General features: G+C 70.0%; 17 protein-coding genes and 5 pseudogenes. 8 read left to right on the top strand and 14 right to left on the bottom strand.

Features of this window, described 5'->3' with window-relative positions:
• Positions 1–255: 255 nt before the first annotated feature.
• The gene (locus IG99_RS36845; RefSeq protein WP_051866362.1) at positions 256–879 is read left to right on the top strand and encodes a TetR/AcrR family transcriptional regulator; all 624 of its coding nucleotides are present in this window, start codon (positions 256–258) and stop codon (positions 877–879) included.
• Between the two features lie 50 nt (positions 880–929).
• Positions 930–1,424: a helix-turn-helix domain-containing protein gene (locus IG99_RS50865; protein ID WP_267882598.1), complete on the top strand. Its 495-nt coding sequence runs from the start codon at positions 930–932 to the stop codon at positions 1,422–1,424.
• Here the strand turns inward: IG99_RS50865 and IG99_RS50860 are convergent.
• The 8 genes and pseudogenes from IG99_RS50860 to IG99_RS36805 form a co-directional block, all read right to left on the bottom strand.
• Positions 1,339–1,740, bottom strand: a pseudogene (locus IG99_RS50860) (FAD-dependent oxidoreductase); the annotation flags it as partial. The gene IG99_RS50865 and the pseudogene IG99_RS50860 overlap by 86 nt on opposite strands.
• Before the next feature lie 96 nt (positions 1,741–1,836).
• Positions 1,837–2,132, bottom strand: a pseudogene (locus IG99_RS36835) (CoA-transferase); the annotation flags it as partial.
• 127 nt (positions 2,133–2,259) lie between these two features.
• Positions 2,260–3,225 carry a fumarylacetoacetate hydrolase family protein gene (locus IG99_RS36830; RefSeq protein WP_037682121.1) on the bottom strand — a complete coding sequence of 322 codons (966 nt, stop codon included), beginning with the start codon at positions 3,223–3,225 and terminating at the stop codon, positions 2,260–2,262.
• Positions 3,226–3,318: 93 nt separating this feature from the next.
• Complete coding sequence (locus IG99_RS36825; protein ID WP_037682119.1) at positions 3,319–4,257, bottom strand: VOC family protein; 939 nt, start codon at positions 4,255–4,257, stop codon at positions 3,319–3,321.
• 24 nt (positions 4,258–4,281) lie between these two features.
• Positions 4,282–5,301, bottom strand: coding sequence for an amidohydrolase family protein (locus tag IG99_RS36820; RefSeq protein ID WP_199815687.1), 1,020 nt, complete (start codon positions 5,299–5,301; stop codon positions 4,282–4,284).
• A 5-nt stretch (positions 5,302–5,306) separates the two neighbouring features.
• A complete protein-coding gene (locus IG99_RS36815; RefSeq protein ID WP_037682116.1) occupies positions 5,307–6,446 on the bottom strand; it encodes an FAD-dependent oxidoreductase in 1,140 nt (379 codons plus the stop codon).
• 114 nt (positions 6,447–6,560) lie between these two features.
• Positions 6,561–7,532 (bottom strand): cyclase family protein, encoded by a 972-nt coding sequence (locus IG99_RS36810; protein WP_037682114.1) that lies wholly within the window; start codon positions 7,530–7,532, stop codon positions 6,561–6,563.
• Positions 7,529–8,533 carry a fumarylacetoacetate hydrolase family protein gene (locus IG99_RS36805; RefSeq protein ID WP_107056116.1) on the bottom strand — a complete coding sequence of 335 codons (1,005 nt, stop codon included), beginning with the start codon at positions 8,531–8,533 and terminating at the stop codon, positions 7,529–7,531. The genes IG99_RS36810 and IG99_RS36805 overlap by 4 nt, the downstream gene beginning before the upstream one ends.
• 129 nt (positions 8,534–8,662) lie before the next feature.
• Between IG99_RS36805 and IG99_RS36800 the strand changes: the two genes are divergently transcribed.
• Positions 8,663–9,598, top strand: a complete 936-nt coding sequence (locus tag IG99_RS36800; RefSeq protein WP_037682110.1) for a LysR family transcriptional regulator — start codon at positions 8,663–8,665, stop codon at positions 9,596–9,598.
• 150 nt (positions 9,599–9,748) lie between these two features.
• On the opposite strand, the gene IG99_RS36795 is transcribed toward IG99_RS36800, so the two are convergent.
• The 3 genes from IG99_RS36795 to IG99_RS36785 all read right to left on the bottom strand — a co-directional run bounded on the left by IG99_RS36795 (position 9,749) and on the right by IG99_RS36785 (position 12,249).
• A complete protein-coding gene (locus IG99_RS36795) occupies positions 9,749–10,114 on the bottom strand; it encodes a substrate-binding domain-containing protein (protein ID WP_394298064.1) in 366 nt (121 codons plus the stop codon).
• Positions 10,115–10,347: 233 nt separating this feature from the next.
• On the bottom strand, positions 10,348–10,983 hold the full coding sequence (locus tag IG99_RS36790; protein ID WP_037682108.1) for a response regulator: 636 nt from the start codon (positions 10,981–10,983) through the stop codon (positions 10,348–10,350).
• Positions 10,984–11,001: 18 nt separating this feature from the next.
• Positions 11,002–12,249, bottom strand: coding sequence for a sensor histidine kinase (locus tag IG99_RS36785; RefSeq protein WP_158973313.1), 1,248 nt, complete (start codon positions 12,247–12,249; stop codon positions 11,002–11,004).
• Positions 12,250–12,466: 217 nt separating this feature from the next.
• Between IG99_RS36785 and IG99_RS36780 the strand changes: the two genes are divergently transcribed.
• Together IG99_RS36780 and IG99_RS36775 are read left to right on the top strand one after the other, a co-directional pair.
• The gene (locus IG99_RS36780; RefSeq protein ID WP_037682106.1) at positions 12,467–12,670 is read left to right on the top strand and encodes a hypothetical protein; all 204 of its coding nucleotides are present in this window, start codon (positions 12,467–12,469) and stop codon (positions 12,668–12,670) included.
• Positions 12,671–12,696: 26 nt separating this feature from the next.
• Positions 12,697–14,388, top strand: a complete 1,692-nt coding sequence (locus IG99_RS36775; RefSeq protein ID WP_078948132.1) for a molybdopterin-dependent oxidoreductase — start codon at positions 12,697–12,699, stop codon at positions 14,386–14,388.
• Between the two features lie 509 nt (positions 14,389–14,897).
• Here IG99_RS36775 and IG99_RS36770 read toward each other — a convergent pair.
• Complete coding sequence (locus IG99_RS36770; protein WP_037682104.1) at positions 14,898–16,895, bottom strand: GDSL-type esterase/lipase family protein; 1,998 nt, start codon at positions 16,893–16,895, stop codon at positions 14,898–14,900.
• 120 nt (positions 16,896–17,015) lie between these two features.
• On the opposite strand from IG99_RS36770, the pseudogene IG99_RS50855 reads away from it, so the two are divergent.
• Both IG99_RS50855 and IG99_RS52155 read left to right on the top strand, forming a co-directional pair.
• A pseudogene (locus tag IG99_RS50855) lies at positions 17,016–17,366 on the top strand (transposase); the annotation flags it as partial.
• A pseudogene (locus tag IG99_RS52155) lies at positions 17,356–17,562 on the top strand (hypothetical protein); the annotation flags it as partial. The pseudogenes IG99_RS50855 and IG99_RS52155, both read left to right, overlap by 11 nt.
• An 830-nt stretch (positions 17,563–18,392) precedes the next feature.
• Here the strand turns inward: IG99_RS52155 and IG99_RS36760 are convergent.
• Positions 18,393–19,955: pseudogene (locus IG99_RS36760) on the bottom strand (penicillin acylase family protein); the annotation flags it as partial.
• A gap of 109 nt (positions 19,956–20,064) precedes the next feature.
• Between IG99_RS36760 and IG99_RS36755 the strand changes: the two are divergent.
• Positions 20,065–21,561, top strand: a complete 1,497-nt coding sequence (locus IG99_RS36755; RefSeq protein WP_037682102.1) for an acyl-CoA synthetase — start codon at positions 20,065–20,067, stop codon at positions 21,559–21,561.
• Here the strand turns inward: IG99_RS36755 and paaK are convergent.
• Positions 21,556–22,854, bottom strand: a complete 1,299-nt coding sequence (gene paaK / locus IG99_RS36750) for a phenylacetate--CoA ligase PaaK (RefSeq protein ID WP_037682100.1) — start codon at positions 22,852–22,854, stop codon at positions 21,556–21,558. The genes IG99_RS36755 and paaK overlap by 6 nt on opposite strands.
• Positions 22,855–22,993 lie beyond the last annotated feature (139 nt).

Below are 22,993 nucleotides of genomic sequence, written 5' to 3'. Positions count from 1 at the left end.
GGGAGCGCCCAGCGGGCCTGCGGTCACCATCACGTTCCCTGCGCGCGGCCCAGCGTTTCGCCGTATGCGCTGCCGTCCCCGAGGACGGACTGGGTGCGGCCGGGTAGGTCCTCCGGGTCAAGTGGACCCTCGCCTCGCATCCGCTGACGCCCTCCGTAGGAGTGACCTGAACGGCCGACGTGGACAGTGTGGCCGCCGGGATCCCATGTTTCTGATGCTCGGTATCAGATTGAGCCGCTGTTGTATGCTTTACTCATGACCGACTCCGCCCGCACCCCCGCCCGGTCCGCAACCAAACCGCCCGGCCTGCGGGAGCGTATGCGCGTGACGGTCCGGAAGGAAGTTGTCGAGGTCGCGCTTCGGCTCTTCATCGAGCAGGGATTCGACGGGACGACCGTCGACCAGATCGCCGGTGAGGTCGGGCTGTCGCGTGCCAGCCTGTTCCGGTACTTCGGCACCAAAGAAGACATGGTCCTGCAGGGCTTGGAGGAGACCGGCGGTCAGATCGCGGAGGCGCTCACCGCCCGCCCTGACACCGAGGGTCCCTGGGAGGCGCTGCGCAGGGCGTTCGACGTCCTCACGCAGGCGAACGAGCAGGCGCCCGAGCAGACACTCAGCTATCTGCGCATGCTCCAGGAGACTCCGTCATTGCGCGCCCGGCACTTCGAGAAGCAGCTGAGCTGGCAGGCGATGCTGGAGCCGGAGATCGCCCGGCGGCTGGGCGTCAGCGCCGACCAGCCGGAGGAGGTCGGGCCGAACGCGCTTTCCGGGGCCGCGCTCGCCTGTCTGGATGCGGCCGCGACGGGCTGGGTGGCCTGTGGGGGCGCCGTTCCCTTGGCCGTACTGCTCGACCGTGCGATGGGCACGTTGACGGAATAGTTTCACCGAGGTCCCCTGCCTCCTGGAGCCAGGGGGGTAGGCAACGGGGTTTGTCCCTGGCGGAGTTGGCCGGGCAGGCGCGGCCGGCGCAGCAGGCGCTCTCGCATCTGGAGCAGGGCGCGGGCAATCCCATGGTGGACACGCTGTTCTCGATCGCCGTGGTGCTCGGCGTACCCGTGACCCGGCTGGTGGCTGAGTTGTCGGTGGCGAACCCCAGTCCGCGCTCGGCCGCCTCCGAGCGGATCCCGGCGATGCGTGGCCGTCAAGTCCCTTGTCGCGGATGGCGGTCCAACTGCCCTGCACGGTGCGGGTGTGGGAGAGGACGCACATCCCGGGCTCGGTCTCGACGCTGTCGTCGAAGGTGTAGCCGCCGAAGATGTGCAGGTTGTGCTCGCGCTTGGGGCTGTCGCCCCGCAGAGTGCGGCGGACCAGGGCATCGATGCCGTCCGCGCCGATCACGAGGTCCGCCTCGTGGATTCGTCCGTTCGCGAGGTGCAGTCGAACGCCGCTCTCGTCCTGCTCGACGCGCTCCACCGTGTGGTTGACCTGCAGGACTCCCTTGGGCAGCGCGTCGAGCAGCCGCTCGTACAGCTCGGGGCGCAGCAGACCGACGAAGCCGCCGCCGTAGTCGCGGACAACCTGATCCGGGAGGGCTGCGCGGACCCTGCGGCGGCCGCGGGCGTTGCGGAACTCGGCCGTACAGGGCGCACCCAGGTCCTCGGTGTTCACTCCGAGCAGCCGGAGTGCCTTGATGGGAGGCGGCCACAGGTTGAGGATGTTGCCGGCGGGTCTGGCGTGCGGGTAGCGCTCGAACAGTACGACGTCGTGGCCGGCCTGATGGACGGAGAGTGCGGCGGCCATGCCACCGGGCCCGGCGCCGATGACGGCGACGCGGCCGCGCTGGGCGGGAAGCTTCATGGATGGTGGATTCCTCAGCCTTGGTCGTCGTGACCTGCCTCAAGCGGCGGTGTGCAGTTTCGCGGCGGTGGCGGCGGTGACGTCGTGGTGGGCGACGCCGGGGGCGGTTTTGACAAGGACCAGGCCGTTGTCGGTGACGTCGATGACGCCCAGGTCGGTGACGACGCGGTGGACGCAGGCCCGGCCCGTGAGGGGCAGGGTGCGCTCGTCGAGGATCTTGGGGCTGCCGTCCTTGGCGGTGTGATGCATGAGGACGATGACGCGGCGGGCGCCGTGGACGAGGTCCATGCACCGCCCATGCCCTTGATCATCTTCCCGGGGATGACCCAGTTGGCCGGGTGCCTGTGTCGCATCGGTGGCGGTCACAGTCGCACCCGCCCGGGCCGGTGCCTCGACCGTTCCCTGCCCGCGCGGCCCCGCTGACGACGACCTTGTCGACCGGCATGCTCTCCGCCGCGCGGTTCACGGGCGCGTTCGCGGGCGCGTACGGGCGCGAGGGACGGCCACCGGTTCGGCACCGGGTACCACGGTGTTGGAGACGGTGCCGATGCCCTCGACCGTGAGGGTGACGGTGTCGCCGGGCTTCAGCGGCGGCGGGTCCTGGCGGCCGCGCACCCCCCAGAGTTCGGCGAGGCAGCCGCCGTTGCCGCAGGTGCCGGAGCCGAGTACGTCGCCGGGGCGTACGTAAGTGCCCCTGGAGGCGTATGCGGTCATCTCCTCGAAGGTCCAGCTCATGTTGGACAGCAGGTCCTTGCCGACGACCTCGCCGTTGATCTCGGCGGTCAGTGCCAGGCGCAGGAATCCGTCGCTGTCGCGGTAGGGCTCCAGCTCGTCCGCGGTGACGAGGTGGGGGCCGAGGGTGGTGGCGGTGTCCTTGCCCTTGCAGGGGCCGAGGCTGACCTGCATCTCGCGGGACTGGAGGTCGCGGGCGGACCAGTCGTTGTAGATGGTGTAGCCGATGATGTGGTCGCGGGCCTGCTCCGGGGTGAGGTCGCGGCCCTCGCGTCCGATGACCGCGGCGACTTCGAGTTCGAAGTCCAGCGCCCGGCTTCCTGGCGGCACGGGGATGTCGTCGTGAGCGCCGATGACCGCGTAGGGGTTGGTGAAGTAGAAGGTGGGCGCGTCGTACCAGGCGTCCGGGGCGCCCGAGACTCCGTCGATGCTTCGCCGTACACCTTCGACGTGCTCCTCGAACGTGACGAAGTCGCGTACGGACGGCGGTTGGAGCGGCGGCAGCAGTCGCACCTGGGAGACGTGCGGGCCGCGCGGCACGTCCAGACTTGCGTTGCCCGCCTCGCGCAGTGCCTCGGGACCGGCCTGGATCAGGTCGAGGAGCGTCCCCGTGCCGGGGCAGGGGTAGAGGGTGCCGTCGTCCTCGACGGTGGCGAGACGGCTGCGGCCGTGCTGTTCGTACGTGGCGAAACGCATGGCATTCCTAGGGAGCTGGGAGGGCTGACACAGGCCCGGGGGCCCGGCGGCATGGCAGGCGGGGGAGTACGCCGAGCCCCCGGGGTCGAGGGGTCAGACCGGCGGAGCGACGAAGACGCCGCGGTCGACGTCGTTGAGCATTTCCTTGGCGACCATCTCGTTCATCGGGTTGGACGTGCCCCACTGGTCGGCGTTCTCGGGCTTCGTCAGGTCGTAGATGTGCGGGTGCCAGGTGTCCTCGTCCAGCTTTTCGAGCTCGGTGGTGTACTCCACGGTGTTGCCGTGCGGGTCGAGGAAGTACGTGAAGGTGTTGTCGCCCGCCATGTGCCGCCCGGGGCCCCAGATCTTGCGGGCGCCGGAACGCATCACGCGGCCGGAGCCGCGCATGTACTCGTCGATGCCGCGCATCTCGAAGGAGAGGTGCTGCAGGGAGGCGTACGGACCGCTGGCGATGGCCATGGAGTGGTGCTGGTTGCTGATTCGCATGAAGTGCATGACGTCGCCCATCTGCGGCAAGGTCATCGTGTCGGACAGCCGGAAGTCGAGGTGCTGCTCGTACCAGGCGCGGGTGGCGTTGATGTCGGGGGAGTTCAGGACGACGTGCGAGAGACGGACCGGGATGGACTCCTTCTCCTCGACACGACGGTGCCGGCGCGCCTCGACGTCGGCCGAGATCTCGATGGTGCGGCCGTCGATGTCGAAGAAGCGGAAGCCGTAGCCGCCTCCGGGGGTGTCGACCTTGCCCGGCTGGGAGATCAACTGCACTCCACCTGCGAGGAGTTGCTCGGCGAGTGTGTCCACGTCGGCGGGGTTCGCCGCGCCGTAGGAGATGAGGTCGAGGCGCTTCTCCTCGGCCTTGCGGAGCCGGACGATGTACTGCTCGGGGGAGCCCTCGGCGGCCAGGAAGGAGATTCCGGAGTCCTCGGCGACCTTGGTCAGGCCCCAGACGCCGGCGTAGAAGTCGAGCTGCTTGTCGTAGTCCGGCACGGCCAGGTCGACGTGCCGCAGGTGAGTGAGCAGACGTGTGCTCATGGTGGGGGTTCTCCTCTGTGAGGTTCAGACGGTTCCGACAAGGTGGAGCAGCGCTGCCGCGTTGCCGCCGCGTACGGCGTGGAAGTGGGGGGCGGGCAGGTCCGTGACGTCGCGCAGAGCGCCGAGCGGGTCGTCGGTGCCCATGTCGAAGGGGAAGTCGGAGCCGAGCAGCACCCGGTCGGGGCCGGCCACCCGGATCAGTTCGCGCAGCACGTCCGGGTCGTGGACGAGGGAGTCGAAGTACAGCTGCTTGAGGTAGCTGCTGGGCGGGTGCGCGCAGCCGCGGGTGTCGGTGCGGGCGAGCCAGGCGTGGTCGGAGCGGCCGATGTGGGTGGGCAGATAGCCGCCGCCGTGGGCGGCGACGATGCGCAGCCCCGGGTGCCGGTCCAGGACTCCGGAGAAGATCAGATGAGACAAGGCAACCGCGTTCTCGGTCGGTTGGCCGACGGTGTTGGACAGGTACCAGCGGTTGAGGCGCTCGTCGAGCGTGCAGCCGAAGGGATGCAGGAAGAGGATCGCGCCGGTTTCCTCGACCCGTGCCCAGAACGGCTCGTACGCGGGGTCCGACAGTTCGCGTCCCGGTGCGTGGCTGGAGATCTCGACACCGCGCAGGCCCAGACCGAGGGCGTGATCGAGGGCTTCGACGGCGAGGTCCGGGTGCTGGAGCGGGACGAGGCCGAGGCCGTGCAGCCGCTGCGGAGCCTGGGCGACGTGCGCGGCGGTGCCCTCGTTGGCCAGTTCCCACACAGTACGGGCCAGGCCCTCGTCGGCCCAGTAGTGGTAGTGCGAGGGAGACGGCGAGACCAGCTGGACGTCGACCCCGGAGGCGTCCATCGCGGCGAGCCGGGCCTTGACGTCGGTCAGCCTCGGGAAGCGGTCCCGGAACATCGGGCCGCTGACGGCGATGGCCTCGGGGCCGTTGCGGCGGGCGTCGAGATCGCGGGCCGCGGCCAGCCCGGGGTGTCCGGCGACGGCGTCCTCGACCTGAGGGAGCAGGACGTGTGCGTGGACGTCGATCGTGGGTGCGCTGTTCTGAGGACTCACGGGGTTCACGGCGTCTCCTGCAGGACTGCCATCGTGCGGCCCATCAGGCCGGGTGCGTCGGCGTCACGGGCGCCGTCCATCTGCCACTGACCGAGTTGCACGGATGCCTCGACCACCATGCGGACACGGCCGATCCGGCGTTCGTAGAAGCCGGTCAGGAGGGCGTCCAGGGAACTCCAGTCCTGCTCCGCGGTCAGCATCTCGGCCAGTACGGAGGCGTCCTCCAGCGACATGGCCGCGCCCTGGGCGAGCGTGGGAGGACAGACATGGGCCGCGTCACCGATCAGGACGACCCGCCCGCGGTGCCAGGAGCCCTCGACGAGCAGCCGCTCGAACCAGGTGTAGTTGACCTTGGCGGGGTCGGTGATGCTCGCGGCGATCTCCGGCCACGCACCCCCGTAGGGCGCGGCCAGCCGCCGCATCTCGTCCGCGTACGAGGCCGGGTCGATGGAGGCGCGGTCGCGGTTGGCCTCGACGAGGTAGGCGTAGATGGTGTTCTTGCTGGTGGGGCAGTAGCCGGCGATGTAGCACGGTCCGCCGTAGGACAGGTCCTTGCGCTTCACGCTCTCGGGGCGGGGCGCGGGGACGCGCCAGATGGCCATGCCGGTCGGTTCGGGCTTGTCGCTGATGCCGATCATGGCGCGCGTGCGGGAGCCGACGCCGTCGGCGGCGATGACAAGGTCGTAGCGGCTCTCGGTGCCGTCGCTGAACCGGGCGGTGACGCCGGACGCGTCCTGGACCAGTTCCTCGGCGGTGGTGCCGAGGCGTACCGCCGCGCCGCTCTCGCGAACGGCCTCACACAGAATCTCCTGGAGCCGGGGCCGCTGCATGCCGAAGATCGAGGGCAGGTCGTCCCCACCGGTGCGGAAGTCCTGCTGGACGTGGAACACGGTCCCGTCGGGCGCGGCCATGCCGACGGCGTCGACGGCGTAACCGCTCTCCCGGACCTCGTCCCATACGCCGACTTCGCGCAGTACGCGCAGCGCATTGCCCTGGAGGGTGATGCCGGAGCCGAGCACGTTCCAGTCGGGTTTGGCCTCGATCAGTTCCACGGCGATGCCCGCCCGCCGCAGCAGCACGGTCACGGCGTTGCCGGACGCGCCGCCGCCTATGACGAGGACGGTTCGGGCACGGGGGTCGTTCATGGGTTCTCCCTGAGGTGGTGCCGCGCGACTTCGAACGGCAAGGGGGGTGTTGCCGGCCGGGTGGGCGAGGGGGGCGTAGCCGTCCGGGCACGGTGCGCCCGGCAGCCCAGGGCGTTACTTGACGGCGATGGGATTCACCGGTGAGCCGACGGACCCGGTGATGGGCAGGGGCGCGGCGGTGAGCCAGAACGCGTACCGGCCGTCGGCGGCGCAATGGGCGGCGAGGGCGTCGAGGTCCCACATCTCACCGATGAGCAGACCGATGTGGGGGATGGCGACCTGGTGCAGCGGCTGGAAGGCGTGGTCGAACTCGTTGGGCCGCACCTCGAAGCCCCAGGTGTCGGTGGCGATCCCGGCGATCTCGCTGCGGTGCAGCCAGCCGGCCGTACTGAAGCTCAGTCCCGGCGCCGGTCCGCCCGCGTAGTCGCCCCAGCCTTCGTGACGGGCGCGGGCCAGCCGTCCGGTGCGCACGAGGACCAGGTCACCACGCCCGACGGTCACGCCGTGCGCCTCGGCTGTTGCGGTCAGGTGCTCCTCGGTGATGGCGAAGCCGTCGGGCAGTTCGCCGTCCTGGCCGATGACCAGGCCCACGTCGAGGAGGACGCCTCGCCCGGCGACGTGCGGTGCCATGTGCTCGATGCCGGTGACCAGGTCGCCTTCGCAGGTGACGACCTTCTCCGCCCGGCGGCCGTTCCACGCCTTGCCGTGATCGAAGATGTGCCCGAGCCCGTCCCATTGGGTGGAGCACTGCAGGGGCATGGCGATCACGTCGTCGGCGCCACCGAAACCGTGCGGAAAGCCCTGGCCGCCCAGAACGGCGTCGGTGCCGGTGGCGAGCATCGTGTGCACCGGATTCGTGCGCCGCCGCCAGCCCTTCTGCGGGCCGTCCATGTCGAAGGCCTGCGACAGGGAGAAACTGACGCCGTCGCGGATCAGGGCCGCGCCCTCGCGGCGCTTGGCCTCGTCGAGGAAGTTGAGCGTGCCGAGCACGTCGTCCTCGCCCCAGCGGCCCCAGTTCGAGTACGCCTTCGCGGCCTCGGCGATCGCCGCCTCGGGATCCGTACGGTCGATACGGTCGGCGCTCATCGGGCCTCCTCCGCAACACAGCGGGTGCGCTGGGCGCCGAGCCCGGTGACCGACCCGTCCATCACGTCGCCGTCGCGCAGCAGCCGGCCCCAGTGGATGCCGTTGCCGGCCGGGCTGCCGGTCAGAACCAGGTCGCCGGGGAGCAGCCGGGCGGTCTGGGAGATGTACGAGACCAACCGTGCGACACCGAAGATCATGTCCTTTGTGGACTCGTCCTGCATGGTCTCGCCGTTGAGTTTCAGTGTGACCTGCAGGTCGGACGGGTCGGCGATGGAGTCGGCCGGGACGATCCACGGGCCGAGCGGGGTGAAGCCGGGGGCGTTCTTGCTGCGCAGCCAGTCAGTGCCGATCGGGGGCATGTCCCGGCGGAAGACGCTCGCGCGGTCGGTCAGGTCGTTGGCGATGGTGTAGCCCGCGACGTACTCCAGAGCCTCGTCCACGGTGACCCGGTAGGCGCAGCGGGAGATCACCGCGGCCACCTCCAGCTCCCAGTCGGGCTTCTCGGCCCAGGCGGGCAGCACGACGTCGTCGTAGGGGCCGCTGATCGTGGTCGGCAGGCCGATGAAGACGTACGGGAGGTCCTCGGCGGCCCGCCTGTCCATGACCGCCGCGACCTCGGCGCGGGCCTCCTCGACGGTGCCCGGGGCGTCCGGGGCGCGGTGTGCGACCGCCAGGTCGATCACGTGCTGCCGGTAGTTGGCGCCGGACTGGAAGATCTGCCGGGGCTCGACGGGCGCGTGCACCGCCATCTCCGCCAGCGGCCGCCAGTCGCGCGTCGGGTCCCCGGCGAGGGTGTGCAGCCGCGGCAGCTCCTCGTCCCAGCGCTCCAGGAGCGCGAGCGTGGTCAACCCGGGTGCGTCCAGTGCCCTGCGCAGGTCGAGCGCTCGGCCCTCCGGCGACACGAGGCCCGGGAACCTGGTCTCGCCCGGTGCCGAAAGGGTGCCGATGGCGAACGGTCCGGAGAAGGAGGTGAAGGGTGCCGACGTGGCTGCGGATGTCACGGAGATTTCCTCCCGATTGCGGTGCGACTAATCTGGCGCAGTAGATTGCAATCAGGGAAATCGATTTCCCGTATATGAGAATCCAGCCGGTGAATACCGATGGGGCCGGCTCCGGAATTGGGATGCCTCGTGAACTTGGCCAGCCTGGACCTCAACCTCGTCGTCGCCCTGCGGGCTCTCCTACAGGAGCGCAACGTCACCAGGGCCGGCCAGCGCATCGGGCTCAGTCAACCCGCGATGAGCGCGGCCCTGGCCCGGCTGCGCCGCCACTTCGACGACGACCTGCTCGCGCGGGTGGGCGGAGGGTACGAACTGACCGCCCTCGGGCGGGCCCTCCTCGACCGGGCCACCACCGCATGCGACCTGCTGGAGCGCGTCTTCGCCAGTCAGGCCGAATTCGACCCCTCCCGCGAGGAACACGAGTTCACGCTGATCGCTTCGGACTACGCGGTCGCCGTCTTCGGCACCGAGCTCGCCCGCACCATCCAAGCCGAGGCACCGGGCATCAGGCTCAGGTTCAAACAGGTACCGAACGAATTCATCGACGACACCGGGTCGCTGCTCAGCACTGTGGACGGGCTACTGCTGCCCCACGGCATCATTCGCGGCTTCCCCATGGTCGAGCTCTACCAGGACAGCTGGGTCTTCGTCGTCGCGGACGACAACCCGGAGGTAGGCGAGCAGCTGACCCTCGACGACCTGGCCCGACTGCCGTGGGTGACGTACCAACGAGCCTACGATGCCCCCGCCGCCCGCCAGATCGCCACGCTCGGCATCGAGCCGCGCGTGGCGGTCTCCGTCGACAGTTTCCAGCTGATGCCACTCCTGGTCGCCGGCACCCGCCGGGTAGCCCTCCTTCAAAGGCGTCTCGCCGACGAGCTGGACGGACTCGCCCACGTCCGCATCATGGAACCGCCCTATGACGCCGTGCCGATCCAGCAGGCCTTGTGGTGGCATCCGGTCCACATGCACGACGCGGCGCACATGTGGCTGCGGGAGACGACGGTCCGGGTCGCCGAGATGATGGAGGCCGGTCGGCCTGCGATGTCCCGTCCGCTGGAATGAGGGTGGGGTCATGCCCTGCAGAGGCGGATGACATTCCCGGGCCGCAGCCGACGCCGGACGGGCGGCCGCCGCGTGGATCCGGTGTGAACAGCTGCTGCGGCTCTGGCCAGTTCGCCGGTTCGTTCCTGTACCGCAGGTTCCGCTCCGTGGTCAGGGAGGAGGGCCGCAGCTGCCCCGCACGACCAGTTCGGGTAGCAGCGCGACCAGGGTTCCGGTTCTCGGTCGGCCCTCGATCTGTGCGACGAGGAGTTCCAGTGCGCGACGCCCGGCCTCGCCGAAGTCCTGCCGTACCGTGGTCAACGGGGGCCACACGTATTCGGCCTCGGGGATGTCGTCGTAGCCGACCTGGCTGACGTCGCCCGGCACGTCGTGACCCGCCTCGCGCAGGGCGCGCAGCACGCCGAGGGCCATCTGGTCGTTGGCGGCGAAGACGGCGGTGACACCGGGCATGTCGGCCAGTCGCCGCCCTTCTTCGTAGCCCGACCGTGCACTCCACTGAAAACCCTCAGTGACCACGGCATGGGCCTGCCGTCGGGAACGCAACAGATGACCGGCCGTCGCTCACCTGGAGTCCGAGAAGTCTCAACTCATCAACGCAGGAACCCTGTTGGCTTCCCATCCTGTTCGTACTCGGTCTCCCGAGGGTGTCGGCGACCGCGCGGCCGTCCACACCCCGGGACCGCAACTCGGAGAGGTTGAATCCAAGGGGCGCGAGTCGCCCGACGTACGCGATGGCCGGCATGCGGAGATCACCCTTGAGGGGAGGTGAGGACGCCGCGTGACAGGGCGACGGTGACGGCTGCGGTGCGGTCGTTGACACCCAGTTTGACGAAGGTTCGCAGTAGGTGCGTCTTCACCGTCGCCTCGCCGATGTACAGCTGCCGACCGATCTCGCCGTTGGACAGACCCCGCGCGACGAGGCCGAGTACCTGAACCTCGCGTGGGGTCAGCTGCTCCCCGGCCGGAGCCTGAAGGTGAGTCACCAGCCGGGCGGCCACCGGCGGGGCGAGGACGGTTTCACCGCGGGCCGCCGCCCGGATCGCGTCGGTCAGAGTACCGATCGGTGTGTCCTTGAGCAGGTAACCGGTGGCGCCGGCCTCGATCGCCGGCAGGATGTCGGCGTCACCTTCGTAGGTGGTGAGCACGAGCACGCGAATGCCGGGATGCTCCTGACGGATGCGTGCCGTCGCGGTGGCGCCGTCGGTACCCGGCATCCGCAGGTCCATCAGGACGACGTCCGGGCGCATCGCGGCGGCGAGCACGATCGCCTCGTCGCCGGAGCCGGCCTCGCCGACGACCCGCAGGTCGTCGTAGGCCTCGAGCATGCCGCGGAGGCCGAAGCGTACGACGGGATGGTCGTCGACAATCAGGATCTGGACAGTCATCGAGACGGTTCCGCCCGCTCAGTGGTCGGGTGTGGAGCTGAGATCAAGGACAGGCTGCAGGCTACGCGCCGCCTGCTCGGCCGGTGCCGGCGGCAGCTCGACCCGCACCGTGGTGCCCTGGCCGGGAACCGATCGCACCGTGCAGGTTCCGCCGAGGCTGGAGGCGCGGGTGCGCATGCCGAGCAGGCCGTATCCGCCCCGGACGGTGGCCGGGTCGAAGCCCTGGCCGTCATCGGTCACCGCCAGCGCCATGAGGTCGGGATCCTGGCGCAGCTCGATCCGCACCGCCGTCGCGGCGGCGTGCTTGGCGACGTTGGCCAGGGCCTCCTGCGCGGTGCGCAGGAGGGCGATGTCGGTGCCGGTGGATGTGCCGGACCGCTCACCGACGATCGAGACCTCGACGCGCGTACCCGTGTCGCGAGCATGCCGGGCGGCGAGCCGGTCCAGCGCATCCGCGAGCCCGCGGCCGGTCAGGTCGACCGGGGCCGATGCGGCGATCAGCGAGCGTGCCTCCGCGAGGTTCTCGCGGGCGGTCTTCTCCAGGATGTCGAGCTGGCCGTCGGTGGCCGTCGGATCACGGAGCAGGGTCGTCCGTGCGACCTGGGCGAGCATGAGGATGCTGGTGAAGCCCTGTGCCAGGGTGTCGTGGATCTCGGCAGCCAGGCGTTCACGTTCGGCATGGACGCCTGCTTCGTGCCCCGCGCGTTCCAGTGCGGCCCGCGTCCGGGTCAGTTCCTCGATCAGCGCGGCCCGCTTGCGGTTCTGCTCGCGGATGCCGGTCAGATAGGCGCCCACGAGGATCGTCACGGTCATGGGTACCAGAACGGTCACGCCGACCATCGCCAGCGTGTAGCGGCTGACTCCGGCCCGCGCCACCATGGCCCAGGCGAGCTCGGCGTAGAGGACCAACAACAGCGGTAGGCGTACCCGCCACCTCGCGACCATCACGAACAGCTGTGGGCAGAGCGCGAACAGCAGTGCGCCGGCGATCGGGGCGATGGCGAGCAGGAGCGGGAACGCGACCGCCAGGACGGCGAAATAGGCCGCACCCCAACGCTCGTCGCGGTTTTCCATGGCCCGCGGAGCGACCAGGGCGTAGCAGGCGACGATGACAGCGAGCGTACCGAGGGCCAGCAGGCGTTGTCCGAGCGCCACGGAGACGTCGGCCGCTATGGCGACGGCGAGCGGTATCGCGACGGCGCCGACGAGGACATGCCATCCGACGCGGTAGCGGTGTCCGAAGTCGACGGTGCTGCGCACTGCCACGACCTGCCCACTTTCGCCCACCGAGATCTGGCCGCCAGTTTACGGGCGCCCAGATCCACAGTGCCCGACTCGGTGTCGAGGAGCGTCCACGCACCAGCGGAGCCTTGCGTACGTCGATCGGTGGACAACGGGGTCCAACCACACGTTGTCGCCGCTGCGGCCGCAGAACCGTCACGCTCGATGTCGAGCACTTCGGCTCCACACCTGGAGATACCCCATGAAGAAGAACTGGTTCGTCCTCGGCCTCGGCGCACTGCTTGCCTTTGTCGGCGTGGGCTGGACCTTGCAGGGACTCGACGTCATGAAGGGCTCGGCGATGAGCGGCGTGACGCTGTGGGCGGTCGTCGGGCCGGTCGTGGCGATCGTCGGTCTGGTCGTGCTGGGTGTCGGCTTCGCCCGGCTGCGCCGGGTGAGCCGATAAGCGCCGATCAGATGTCCGGTATAGACATGGAGACGCGGAAGACAGATCGGCCGGCACCGGGAAGACCGCCCAAGCAGTGGTACGGCGAGCTTGCCGGCGTCGCGGCCACCGCACTCGCCCTGGGCCTCGGTGAGTTGATGGCAGCCGCGACGGGTGGGCCCTCGGCGCCCCTCGTGGCGGTGGGGGGCGTCGCCGTGGATGCCGCGCCGACCCCGGTCAAGGAGTTCGCCGTCGCGGTGTTCTACACGTACGACAAGCTGGCACTGCAGGCGGGAATCGTGCTGGTGTTGGCGGTGTTCGCCGCGTTCATCGGTGTACTGGCCATGCGCCGGCTCTGGTACGGGCTGGCCGGCGTCGCTGTGTTCGGGATGATCGGCGTACTCGCGTCAGCCACCCGGCCCAGCGCCACGTGGGCGTACCCGCTGCCGACAGTGGCCGGTGCCGTGGCCGCTGCCGGCCTTCTGGTGCTGCTGCGCCGGACCCTGCCGCGCCGTGCCGCGGTATCGGCGCAGGACCTGGGGGACGACACCGGCCCGGGGGACGACACCGGCCCGGATACGGACGTGGCGGCACAGGGAACCCACACTCCCGTGCGGGGAGCCGGCTCACCGTCGTCGGACACCGGCAACTCGGTGCTGGACGGCGCGGGACAGCCACCGGGCCGACGACGGTTTCTCGCGCTGGCGGTCGGGGCGATCGGCGCGGCCGCGGTGGCCGTACCGGGCGGACGTCGGCTCTGGGCACAGCGTGTGGCCGCGGCCCGGGCCGCGGTGGTTCTCCCGTCGCCGTCGAGCCCGGCAGCACCCTTGCCCGCCAAGGTCTCCGTCGGCGTGCCCGGGGTGGAGCCGTTCGTGACCAGTGCCGCGGACTTCTACCGGATCGACACCGCTTTGACGGTGCCGCAGATGGAACCGAGGGACTGGCGGCTGACGATTCATGGCCGGGTGAAACGGCCGCTGACGCTGACGTACGAGCAATTGCTGGCACGGCCGATGGTGGAGCGCTACATCACGCTGGCGTGCGTGTCCAACGAGGTCGGCGGCGAGTTGGTCGGCAACGCGCGGTGGTTGGGGGTACCGATCAAGGATCTGCTGGATGAAGTCGAGCCGGATGACAGCGCGGATCAGGTGGTGAGCCGTTCCGTGGACGGCTACACGGCCGGTACACCGACGGCGGCGTTGCGTGACGGGCGGGACGCGTTGCTGGCGGTCGGGATGAACGGGGAGCCACTGCCGGTCGAGCACGGATTTCCGGTCCGGATGGTGGTGCCCGGGCTGTACGGATACGTATCGGCGACGAAGTGGCTGACGGAGCTGGAGCTGAGTCGTTTCTCGGACTTCAGCGCCTACTGGGTACGGCGGGATTACGCGGCGCTGGCTCCGGTGAAGACACAGTCGCGGATCGACACACCGGCCGCGGGCAGGCGTCTGGAGCAAGGTCTGGTGATGGTGGCCGGGGTGGCGTGGGCGCAACATCGTGGGGTGTCCGCGGTGGAGGTCCGCGTGGATGACGGGCCATGGCAGCGGGCACAGCTCGCGGCGGTGCCGTCGGTGGACACATGGCGGCAGTGGAGCTGGCCGTGGCCGGCGACGCCCGGCGAGCATCGGCTGCAAGTACGCGCCACCGACAACACGGGCCAGGTGCAGACAGGACAGGTGCACGAGCCGTTGCCCGACGGGGCGACCGGCCGGCACACGATCAAGGTCACGGTTGCCTGAGCATTTCCCGCCGGGCGGGGGTTCCCGCCTGAAGGCTCGAATCTTCAAAGGGCTGCGGCTGTCGCCGCGGTGAGCGACTGGGCTGCTGATAGCGCCGCTCGTACTCACGGAACACCGAGGTGGCCGTCGGCGGATGATCTTGGGGTCGGACAACCGCTCACTACCAGCACGAGTAGGAGATCCACAGCGGCTCGCGAGCCTGCCCCCGACCGTGTCGGCACAGAGTACGAGCGCATGGTGCCAGTGCCCGAGCACACCTGGCAGGAGGCTGGCTGGTGCCTCACGTTCGAGGCGATCCCGAGCATTCCCGGCAAGCGCGGTGACCCGTCGAGCAGGACGATCGGCATCTACCCGCGATGTGGTTGGACGACGAATCGAGCCTTGTGCTCGACGCGGTCAAGAGGAAGGGAGTGCGGCGATCTCGCCGTCGAGCCGGGGCCCGGGCCGGACGCCCCCTCAGGCAGCGGAGGCGCCCGCCGCGCGTCGCGGTCCGGCGGCCCGGCCCTCCGTCACATACCGATCCGCGCCGCGATCACCGGCGCAAGCCGGTCCGCGATGACGCGGTGCCCCTGGTCGTTGGGATGGACCGAGTCCGTCAGGTCGCCCGAACCCAGCCAGCCGGTGGTGTCGACGAAGGAGACCCGGGAGTCGCCGCCGTCGACGGCTGCCTTGACCGCCGCCTGGGTCTGCGGGACGTACCGGCCGCGGAAGGTCTCCAACGCGAAGATCCACGCCTGTGGGTACGCGGCGCGGACCTTGCGCAGCAGGCCGGTGTACGCCGTCTGGAACTGCGCGGAACTGACCCCGTGCCCCACGTCGTTGGTGCCGAGGTTGATGACGACCGCGTTCGCCTGGTAGCGGGAGAAGTCCCAGTCGGGGGTGGCCGCGTTCGGGTTGAGCTTGGTGAACTGCCGTTCCAGGCCGACGCATCCGTCCGCCGCGGCGACCAGGCAGGCGCCGCCCTGGGCGATCTGGGTGTGCTCGGTGCCGAGCCGTTCCCCGATCAGCCAGCCGTACGCGGTGCGGGCGTTCTGCGACGACGTCGTCCCCACCGTGATCGAGTCGCCGACGAACTCGATCAGCTTGCCGGGCGCCGACGGTGCGAATGTCGTGGCGCCGCTGTCGAGGACCAGCCCCTGAAAGACGGCGTCACCCCGGTACGAACCGGCGACCACCTGGTAGTTGACCTGCAGGGTGTGGTTGCCGGCGGACAGGGGGGAGGGCGTCAGGTTCACCGTCCCCCTGACGTCGTCGTAGAACTTCACCGGGCCGTTGTCGATCCTCGCCCAGAAGTCGATCGTCCCGCGCTGCTTGAGCTGGACGGTCCGGCCGGTGAAGCCGACCCGGTAGTAGGCGCCCGCCCAGTACGGGGTGTAGGCGGTGGATGTCCTGGTGTCCCAGCGGCCCACGAACTTGATGTTCGCGTCGCCGGGTTGGCCGGGAGCGGCCGCCAGGGTGGATGCGGGGCTGCCGAGTCGGGCGGCGATGACGGGGGCGAGGCGGTTCGCGAACTTGGTGTGGCCGGCCTCGTTGGGATGCCCGTTGCCGTCCTCGTAGTCGGCGCCGTCGTTCAGCCAGCCCGTCGTGTCGACGTAGTGCACCCTGCTGTCACCGGCGTTGGTGCGGGCCGTGACGGCCGCCCTGGTCTCGGCGACGTAGCGCTTCTTGAGCGTCTGCACGGCGAAGAGCTGCGCGTTCGGGTAGGTGGCGCGCAGGTCGGCGAGGAACTTGGTGTACGCCGACCGGAAGGCGGCGCCGGTCACTCCGTGGCCGATGTCGTTGGTGCCCAGGTTGATGACGACGGCGTCCGCCCGGTAGCGGGAGAAGTCCCAGTTCTGGCTGCCGGTGCTCGCCGTCCTGAAGAACTGCGTGCTCAGGCCCGTGCATCCGGACTGGGTGACGAGGCAGTAGCCGGATCGGGCGATCTGGGTGTGGCGCGCCCCCAGTTGCTCGCCGGTCTTCCAGGCGTACGAGTCCAGTGCGAGCCGGTCCGTGAGAGCACCGGCGGTGATGGAGTCGCCGACGAACTCGACGAGCCGGGACGGGGCGTCAGGCGGGACCGTGCGCGCACCGGGGTCCAGCACCAGGCCCTGGAAGACGGTGTCGCCGGAGCGGTACGAAATGCGCAGGGTGTGGGTGCCGGCGGACAACGGCTGGGGAGTGAGGTTCACCGTGCCGCGCACGCCGGGGTGGAAGACGTCGGGGCCGCCGTCGATGCTGGCGTACAGGTTGACCGCGTCTCTCGCCTTGACCTTCACCGTGGTACCGGTGAAGGCCGTCTGCAGGTAGGCGCCGGTCCAGGAGGGCACCGCCGCCGTGCCGGCGCTGGTGTCCCAGCGCCCGACGTAGACGATGTTGGGGTCGGAGACCGAGCCGTCACCCGGCGCGGCCTGGGCGGGGGAGCTCCCCGTCCAGGACAGCAGACAGGCGACGAGAACGGCCGTGACGAGCGCAGGGAGGGTACGGGCGAGGCGGCGTAAGGAGGTGACGTGGGGGGTGGTCTGCACGGGGATCCCTTTCGCGTGGGGTGGGAGCGCTCCCAGAGGCAGCCTCTCGAGAGAAGCAATGAAACGGTTCAGCGTCAAGGGTTCGCGTGAGGCAGGCAACTCACCGGCAGGCAGTGGAGGTTGATCGAGCCGTTCGCTGCCGATCGGCGAGTACGGCCCGTACCCCGGACGGTTGTGGGAGCAGTTCGTGGGGGTGATCTGGCGGTTCCGTAGCAGTAGTCAGTGGCGGGAGATGCCGGGCGAGTTCGGCCTCTGGTCTACGGCCGCTTCCGGGCCTGGAGGGACGTCGGCGTCTGCACCGCACTGCTGGAAGGCGTGATCGCCGAGGCCGACCTTCAGAGGCAGACGGACTTGTCCGTGGTCAGTGCGAGCTGCACCACCGCCCGGGTCCATCATGACGCCGCCGGGATGAGTATCGGTGAGGAGGTCATGGACGCAGCAGCGCGCCGACCAAGCGCCCCGCGCCGGCGGCTTTGACGCCCGCACCAACCGCAAGACACTGAACACGGTGGCGGGCGGACCGGGCGAGGACTGCCCGACCTCGGGCGGAACAGCTGTCACCACAACGTACGACTCGGCCGACCGCCTCGTCGCAACGGGCTACGTCTACGACGCCTTCAGCCGTACCACCACGGTGCCGGGTTCCGTCACAGTTGGATATTTCGCTCCGCTTGCCGCCGACCCGGACAGCAGACATCTCGCTATCGGCAATCCCCTTACGGATCGCGATCGAGTGACCATCGTCCGCGTCCTGCAACTCGCGAATGTCACACAGGCGTTCGAGTGTCGATGGGGTCGGCATCAAAGACCTCTCATTGATCGATGAGTTATCTCGTGTGTCCGCGCTCTGCGCGGCGAGCTCCGATCGAGTCCGTCCCTCGTCCCGCCACCCTTCCGAGTCTTCAGCGGTCTGGCATCTGCCTGGGTGGGTAGCACCATCGGGTGCTGCCTTACCCCCAGACTACGAGGTCTTCCCGCGACTGCCAGGTGGCGGCATGGGTGCTGCGTGTTCGGCACTGCATCTGACTCGCCGCGAACTGTGCGATCAACTTCGAAGATCGCCCTGCAGCATTGATGGCGTTGTGAGCGACCCTGTAACACCGCGAGTCGTGCAGGGTCCGCCAGGCCTCAGCGCAGAACGATGTCCTCGTCGTCCAGTCATATCCCGGTGTGCCGGTCCTCGGGCCACCATCAGGTGTGGCTCGGCCCACGGCGTCGTGCGCGGTAGCGCGGGGCGGTGCAGATCTCATGGGCCGAACGGCGGGCGAGGAACGTCCGTGAACCGGTCTGGTGGAGGGGCCTTGAGGGGATGGGCGGCGTGCGGCGGAGCCGGTGCGCTCCAAGATCAGTCAGGAGCTGGGCGAGGTCGCGGAGTCCCTTCAGCGCGCTCGGTGTCAACCCGCGGAGGGCGCCTCGCCCGGGGGCGTGTCGAAGGAACTCGCACTGAACTGGTGGAGCTGGGTCTCCCGGCAGGTCAGCGACGCACCTTAGTCACTTGGAGTTCTCCGCATACGGCGCGTCCCGGAGGACCGGCATCTTCGCGGGCCCGAAGATCCCCGGCTGTACGGCGTCGGGGTCGCTGCCGGGCGCGCAGTCCCCGCGTGAGCCGTCGAGGACCGCCAGCCCCGACGAGGGGTAGGTGGCCCTGCCCAGCGGGGTGGAACAGCGCTGGGCCAGCTCGTCGGTGATACGGGGGAGCACCTGCGACTGGGTGAACAACGTGTGCCCGCGCGAGTCCGCGGCCACCGTGTTGACCCACGGCAGGCCCTGCGTGCGGCGCAGCGAGTCCAGGACGCCGTCCGTGCCCCGGGCCGTGGCGAAACCGAGGGAGGTGTCGGAGGCGCGGAGGTTGGTGGCGTTGGGGTCGTTGAGCGCGTACGCCGTCGTACGGGTCCAGGGGAGGGGCACGGTGGCGCCGAGCGAGGTGACCACCGGGCCGTAGCGTGTCCACCACTGCGTGCGCGTCACCGGCGCGCCGTCCTTCACGGGGACGGTGACGGTCCGCCGGGTCATCGGCTCCGGCACGCCGTCGACCAGGTAGACCGTCGGGTCGGCCGGATCCAGCGTCAGCTGGTGGAGGTCGAGGGGGACACCCGTGGCGACGGTATGGCTCCAGGCCACGCGGTCGTTGTGCCCGATCGACACCGTGCCCGTACCGAGCAGCGCGCCGCCCGACACATTGAGCTCGCCGGGGATGGTCTGCTGCATCTGTCAGAAGCGGCGGCCGCCCTGCCACGGGTAGTGCGGGTTGCCGAGCAGCAGCCCGCGGCCGTTCGCCGTGGTGGAGCCGGAGAAGGCGACCGCGTTGGACCCCCTGTCCGAGCCGTCCGCCGCCAGCAGCCCAAGGGCGGCCCGAGCGGTCTCCTCGGCGTCGGGCCGTTCGCCCGACGTCGCCGAGGATGTGGCATCGGCGTCGCGCGCGGTCGCCGTGGGCGGCTGTGCGGCCGTGATGCCGTCCACGCCCCGGCCCTGACCGCCGAGCACCGCCAGCGCGTAGCCGCGCGCCGCCACGTCGGCGACGGTGACGGGGCGTACCCAGGCGGCGTCCGCGCAGGCCGGGTCGGTGATCCGGTGCTGCCGCAGCCAGGCGTTGTAGCCGGCGGCGAAGCCCCGCATGAGGTCCTTCGACGCCCGGCTCGGCCCGGCCGGCGCCGGCTCGGCGAGCAGCCGCTCCACCGTGCCCGCCTCCCGCACTCCTCTGAAGTACAGGTCGCTGGAGAGGTTCCTCGTCGCGGAGGAGAGCGAGAGGTCGGGCGCCGCGTCGGACCCGAAGAAGTGCGACCGCTCGCCGCGCACGGTCACGAAACCGTCGGCGAGGGTGCACACCTGGTCGGCGGCCTGGGCCCAGCCGGTGCCGAAGCCGAGGCCGGCGTAGTCCCGCGCGACGATATGGGGAATGCCGTACTCGGTGTAGCGGATGACGGCCGACAGGCCGCCGTGCTCGGGACGTTCCTGTCGCCGGTCCTGCCGTTCGGCCGCCGTCGCGGCCGCGGGCAGTGAGGCCGTGGCGGTCAGCAGGGCGACGGCCGCGACGACGAGGCGTCTGAAGCGGGTGCGCATCGTGCCTCCCAACATCGTTGAGGGAAGGGGTGGTTGAGCGTACCAACGGGTATGTGCCCTCGGCCCGGTTGCTTGACCCGGCTCTTCGACCGGCCGAAGATCATGTGTCATGACGCCTGGACACGGCAGTACGGTTGAAGGGGTGCTGCGCCGAAGCGCCCGCCGCACCCCGGCGCGCGTCGCGGTGGAGCACCGCGACCGCAGCTGGACGTACGAGGAACTCGACGACGCCGTCTCCCGCGCGGCGAGCCTCCTGCTCGACCAGGGACTCGCTCCCGGAGACCGGGTCGGCTCCTACGGCCACAACTCCGACGCCTACCTCATCGGCTTCCTCGCCTGCGCCCGCGCCGGACTGGTCCACGTACCGGTCAACCAGAACCTCACCGGCGACGACCTGGCCTACATCGTCGGCCAGTCCGGCAGCACCCTGGTCCTGACCGACCCCGACCTGACGGGACGGCTCCCCGACGGCGTCCGTACGATGCCGCTGCGCGACGCCGACGACTCCCTGCTGGAACGGCTGGCCGCGTCACCGCCGTACGACGGTCCCGAGCCGCGCGGCGAGGACCTGGCGCAGCTGCTGTACACCTCGGGTACGACAGCCCTGCCCAAGGGCGCGATGATGACGCACCGCTCGCTGGTCCACGAGTATCTGAGCGCGATCACGGCGCTCGACCTGAGCGCGGGCGACCGGCCGGCGCACGCGCTGCCGCTGTACCACTCCGCGCAGATGCACGTGTTCCTGCTGCCCTACCTCGCGGTCGGCGCCACGAACATCATCCTCGACGCGCCCGACGGCGACCGGCTCTTCGACCTCATCGAGGCGGACCGCGTGGACAGCCTCTTCGCCCCGCCGACCGTCTGGATCGGCCTGTCCAACCGCCCCGACTTCACCACCAGGGACCTGAGCGGCCTGCGCAAGGCGTACTACGGGGCGTCGATCATGCCGGTCCCCGTCCTCGAACGGCTCCGTGAACGGCTGCCCAAGCTGGCCTTCTACAACTGCTTCGGACAGAGCGAGATCGGCCCGCTGGCGACGGTCCTCGCCCCCGACGAGCACAAGGGCAGGATGGACTCCTGTGGCCGCACCGTCCTGTTCGTGGACGCACGGGTCGTCGACGAGAACGGCGAGGACGTCCCGGACGGCACCCCCGGCGAGATCGTCTACCGCTCCCCGCAGCTGTGCGAGGGCTACTGGGACAAGCCCGAGGAGACCGCCGAGGCCTTCCGCGACGGCTGGTTCCACTCCGGCGATCTGGCGGTCCGTGACGCGCACGGGTACTTCACCATCGTCGACCGGGTCAAGGACGTCATCAACTCCGGCGGCGTCCTCGTCGCCTCACGCCAGGTCGAGGACGCCCTCTACACCCACGAGTCCGTCGCCGAGGTCGCCGTCATCGGTCTCCCCGACGAGAAGTGGATCGAGTCGGTCACCGCGGTCGTCGTCCCGCGCGGCGAGGTCACCGAGGACGAACTCATCGGCCACGCCCGCGAGAAGCTCGCCCCCTTCAAGGCGCCGAAGCGGGTGCTGTTCGTCGACGAACTCCCGCGCAACGCGAGCGGCAAGATCCTCAAGCGGGAGCTGCGGGACCGGTTCGGGTCATGACTCCCGGGGGCGCTCGTCCACGATCCGCCTGATCTTGCCCACCGACCGCTCCAGCGACTCCGGTTCGACGATCTCGACGCCGACCGAGACACCGATGCCGTCCTTCACGGCCGCCGTGATGGTGCGTGCGGCCGCGTCCCGGTCCTCGGCCGTGGCGCCGGGGCGGGCCTCCGCACGGACCGTGAGGGCGTCGAGACGGCCCTCGCGGGTGAGGCGGAGCTGGAAGTGCGGGGCCACGCCCGGGGTGCGCAGCACGATCTCCTCGATCTGGGTCGGGAAGAGGTTCACCCCGCGCAGGATCACCATGTCGTCGCTGCGTCCGGTGACCTTCCGCATCCGCCGGAAGACCCGCGCCGTTCCCGGCAGCAGCCGCGTCAGGTCACGGGTCCGGTAGCGGATCACCGGCATGGCCTCCTTGGTGAGCGAGGTGAAGACCAGTTCACCCTCCTCGCCCTCCGGCAGCACCTCCCCGCTGACCGGGTCGACGATCTCCGGGTAGAAGTGGTCCTCCCAGATGTGCAGGCCGTCCTTCGTCTCCACGCACTCCTGGGCGACACCCGGGCCGATCACCTCCGACAGGCCGTATATGTCGACGGCGTCGATCGCGAACCGCTCCTCGATCTCCTCGCGCATCCGCTCGGTCCACGGCTCGGCGCCGAAGACGCCCACGCGCAGTGAGGTGCCGCGCGGGTCGACGCCCTGCCGCTCGAACTCGTCGAGCAGCGTGAGCATGTAGGAGGGGGTCACCATGATGATGCCGGGCCGCAGGTCCTGGATCAGCTGCACCTGGCGCGCCGTCATCCCGCCGGACGCGGGGACGACCGTACAGCCGAGGCGTTCGGCGCCGTAGTGGGCGCCCAGGCCGCCGGTGAACAGGCCGTAGCCGTACGCCACATGGACCGTGTTCCCGGGCCGCCCGCCCGCCGCACGGATCGAACGGGCCACCATGTCGGCCCACATCGACAGGTCCGCCTCCGTGTACCCGACGACCGTCGGCCGCCCCGTCGTCCCGCTCGACGCGTGGATCCGGCGGATCCGCTCCCGCGGCACCGCGAACATGCCGTACGGGTAGTTCTCCCGCAGATCCGCCTTGGTGGTGAAGGGGAAGCGGGCCAGGTCGCCGAGACCGCGGCAGTCATCGGGGTGGACACCGGCCTTGTCGAAGGACGCCCGGTAGAACGGCACGTTGACGTACGCGTGCCGCAGCGAGGCGCGCAGCCGCTCCAGTTGCAGCGCGCGCAGTTCCGCGGGGCCGAGCCGCTCCCCGGGGTCCAGATCCGTCGCGTCCGCCATGAGGCCGTCTCCTTCACCCACACGCGATCCGGGCGACCGATCATTCGGTCGAGGTGCTGAAGATCAGTAATCCAGGCCGACGGGGCCGAGGCAAGAGGACCGGCGGACTTTCTCCGGTGCGTCGCGCTCACTCGATTGC

The organism is Streptomyces griseus subsp. griseus (assembly GCF_000720255.1).
GTDB classification, from domain to species: Bacteria; Actinomycetota; Actinomycetes; order Streptomycetales; family Streptomycetaceae; genus Streptomyces; species Streptomyces griseus_I.
The sequence above is the reverse complement of the archived record's forward strand: the minus strand, read 5'-3'. Positions and strand labels throughout refer to the sequence as shown.